This is a genomic window from Ruminococcus callidus ATCC 27760, assembly GCF_000468015.1.
GTDB classification, from domain to species: domain Bacteria; phylum Bacillota; class Clostridia; order Oscillospirales; family Ruminococcaceae; genus Ruminococcus_C; species Ruminococcus_C callidus.
Genome location: NZ_KI260419.1, coordinates 1 through 2625 on the forward strand (window position 1 = coordinate 1; position 2625 = coordinate 2625).

Here is a 2625-nt window from a genome sequence, read left to right on the forward strand (position 1 = left end):
AGGGCTAAGAGTGTTGCGATTTGTTTTTTCATAAATATTTCCTCCTGTTGTTTTGTATAGCGGGTGTGAGTGTGAAACACTCGGTTTTTGCTTTACTTTAGCATAGCAAAATTGGGCGATGGAAATCAATACTTATGACGTAATCGGTCAAAAAGCAAAAAAATCCACTTTTTTTCAATAGACAACATATTCTATCTCATCCAATTTCTTATGTTCTGCTTCAACTGATGCAAGCAAAAAATAACAATTCCACTCAACTGCAATTATCATGAAAAACGAATATATGTAATATTGATTTGCTGTTTTCACATGATTTCCACATAAAAAAACGATATCCGTTTACTCAATAATGATAGCATTTCAGTCACCATTCCTTGAATAAAGAATACCGCATTTTTCTTCCAGAATCAATACCAAATCCCCCAAACCGCATTTTTCATCCCCCAAATGCGTATATTATATTTCTGGTATTATTATATTTACTGAAAATTCATTTCTTTTTTCGTAAAAATCAATTTCTCCATTTCTGTCTCTCAAGATATCTCGTACAGACTTTAACCCCCATCCATGATGAATCTTATCTTTTTTTGATGTTGTTAATTTTGAATTTCCACACAGTACCGACTCTTTGATTTTATTTTTTACAAGAATTCTCAAATAACCTGCTGTCTTTGTAATTGACACACTGATCTGTGCATTTTCTATGCCTTGTTCTTCATATGCAATCGCATTGTCGAGTAAATTAAATAATATGATGCTAATGTCCAATTCCAATTCTTCTGGAATCGGAATATGTATCTGACAAACGGTCTTTATCCCTTTTTCCTGTGCTTCTCCAAATTTTGTGTTAATTACGGCATTGATAATGCTGCTGGAACATTCTACTGGCTCTTGAACACTGTTTATTTTTTGCTGCACGATCTGATCTGCATATGCAAGCGCTTTGTCATATCTTTTTGCTGTAAGTAATTCCCGGATACACAGCATTTCATTTTTCAAATCATGACGTAAAATGGAGATTTTTTGATAGCTGTTATTCATTTGTTGCAGTTCCTGCTGTTGATTGAATAACTGCAATTTTAACATATTTTGTTCCAATTGCTTTTTATTTGCTAAATTTAGTTTTTGCATAAAGAAAACGATGATGCAATCTAGGATTGTAATCAAAATTACCACGATCAAGCACATATACTGCTGCTCCGGAACAGCAACTGAAATAAAATACATGAATGTTCCAATCAGCAGTGCAATTAAAAATGCAGAAAGCAGAACAATCCACTCACTTTTAGAAAAATTAAACTTGTTTTTTCGGCGATAAATCAAAACCAATTCCGAAATCCCAAAATAGATTAGTTTTGTTAACAACAGGCTGATTACACGACTAGCATTTTGTGCTACTACTAATTCACCTACAGAAACGTTGGTGATATAAGAAATACCATGCAATACAGGCAAATTGATAAAACAAAACAACAAATAGCATACAATCGGCAGAAATATTTTTTCAAAAAGCCGTCCATTTAAGAAAAGAACGGAAAATAACACACAGCTGCAAAATAATGCAATAATAAACAACAAGTCATTGTGCAGGCAATTTGTAAAAAGCCAATCAAAGAAAGACAATGTGATAAATAGCGATACACTTTTCCAAATTTTACAATATTCAGAACGGTATCCCAAAAAAAGAATGATCAGTCTACTGGTAATAAGACATTCTACTAAAACAGCAGCAAGCTCTACAGCATTCCAAATCATATTGCATCATCCTCTCTCATAATAACTTTATATTGTCTTTTTACATTTGCAACATTTGATCTGCTGATCGGCAACGTGGAATTATCAAACAGTAGCACTTTATCTGATTGAATTTGATGTATGTATTTGAAATTGACAATATAACTTTTATGTATTCGTATAAACCCTTTTTCGTGTAGCATTTTTCCGAGAGCATCCATAGTGTATGCTCGTGGGAACAAACGTTTTGCTATTTTCTTGTTTGAATATACCAGGAATAGGTCATGTCGTACAGAATAAAAATACTGAATTTGCATCAGATTAAAGCAGTATGTTTCACCGTTCTCAATTTTCAACTGTATTGTATTTTTTTTCTCTTTGATTTGCTGACAATATGCGTGGATTGCTTCTGAAGTATCATCTTCAAGGCAATCCTTTTGAATAAAGCGAAATGGTGCATAATGTATTGATTGGAATACAAGATTACTGTGACTGGACACAAAAATAATTGTAGTTTCCAATTTCAGTTTTCTTATATCTGCCGCTAAGTTAATTCCATTTATTTCCGGCATATCGATGTCTAAAAAAACGATATCAAAATAGTTCCTTTTCAATAAATGATAAAACTCTTCGCTTTTGTAAAAGCACTGTACAACAAATTCAATTCGGTTTTTTGCAAAAAGCTTTTCTACGATATGTGTGTAACTTTCAAGAAATGCTCTTTCGTCATCCACGATTGCGATTTGAATCATACAATATACTCCTCTTACTTCTTTTTCGCTTCATTTCCATCATACCACAAAAATTTTCAAAAAGCAAGAATTTATTTTGCTAAACAAAAAGACGGTATGCCCACAAATGAACTGACCCCAAAAAGTTAGACAAAGATTC

General features: G+C 32.7%; 2 protein-coding genes. Both read right to left on the reverse strand.

Features of this window, described 5'->3' with window-relative positions:
• Nucleotides 1-456: 456 nt before the first annotated feature.
• Entirely contained in the window at nt 457-1755 is a 1299-nt protein-coding gene (locus RUMCAL_RS09260; RefSeq protein ID WP_021682513.1) for a sensor histidine kinase, read from the reverse strand.
• Nucleotides 1752-2486, reverse strand: a complete 735-nt coding sequence (locus tag RUMCAL_RS09265) for a LytR/AlgR family response regulator transcription factor (protein WP_021682514.1) — start codon at nt 2484-2486, stop codon at nt 1752-1754. The genes RUMCAL_RS09260 and RUMCAL_RS09265 overlap by 4 nt, the downstream gene beginning before the upstream one ends.
• Nucleotides 2487-2625 lie beyond the last annotated feature (139 nt).

What these genes read in the sequence shown, in the direction of transcription:
- RUMCAL_RS09260 (WP_021682513.1), bottom strand. Translation starts at nt 1,755, where the DNA reads ATGATTTGGAATGCTGTAGAGCTTGCTGCTGTTTTAGTAGAATGTCTT.
- RUMCAL_RS09265 (WP_021682514.1), bottom strand. Translation starts at nt 2,486, where the DNA reads ATGATTCAAATCGCAATCGTGGATGACGAAAGAGCATTTCTTGAAAGT.